At 72.4% G+C, this 851-nt stretch carries 1 protein-coding gene; it reads right to left on the minus strand.

Going from position 1 to position 851, the window contains the following annotated elements:
- A partial coding sequence (locus WU80_RS24770) for an AMP-binding protein (RefSeq protein WP_156349773.1) occupies positions 1-851 on the minus strand: 851 nt, incomplete at both ends.

The raw sequence follows: 851 nt of genomic DNA on the forward strand, positions 1-851 counted from the left end.
ACGCGCTCGACGCCGAGGACTTGGGCGTAGATGCCGGCGAGGATCTCCTCGACGGCATTGGTGGGGGCGCGGTAGCCGGAGGCGGTGTACTCGGGGGCGGGCAGGGCGCGGGTGTCGAGTTTGCCGTTGATCGTCAGCGGCAAGGCGTCGAGGGGCACCAGGGCGGTGGGGACCATGTAGCCCGGCAGCCGGTCGGCCAGTTCGGTGCGCAGCGCACTCGGATCGGCGGGGCCGGTGTAGTAGCCGACCAGGCGCTTGTCGCCGGGGCGGTCCTCGCGCACCACGACCACCGCCTGGTCGACACCGGTCAAATCCGTTAGCGCGCTTTGGATTTCACCCAGCTCGATGCGGTACCCGCGGACCTTGACCTGGGCGTCGGCCCGCCCGACATACCGCAGCTGTCCGTCGGCGCCCCAGCGCACCAAATCCCCGCTGCGATACATCCGCTCCCCGGGTGTACCGAACGGGCAGGCGACGAATCGCGTCGCGGTGAGCCCGGCCCGGCGCAAGTAGCCCAACCCGACCCCGCGCCCGGCCACATACAACTCCCCGACCACCCCGACCGGCACCGGCCGCAACCAGCCGTCCAGCACGAACAACGCCGCCCCGGGCACGGCCGACCCGATCGGCGGCGCCCCGGACTTCGCCGCCAGCGGGGTGCTGGCGGTGCTGAAGACGGTGGCCTCGGTCGGCCCGTACACGTTGACCATCACCCGCCCCGGCGCCCAGCGGTCCACCAACTCCGCCCCCACCGGCTCGGCACCCACCACCAACGCCGTGCCCTCGAGCCCCTGCGGCGAGAGCATCCGCACCGCGGCCGTGGTCTGACTGAGCACGCTGACCCTTTCGGC

Origin of the sequence: Mycobacterium sp. UM_11 (genome assembly GCF_001414075.1) — a bacterium.
Lineage (GTDB): Bacteria > Actinomycetota > Actinomycetes > Mycobacteriales > Mycobacteriaceae > Mycobacterium.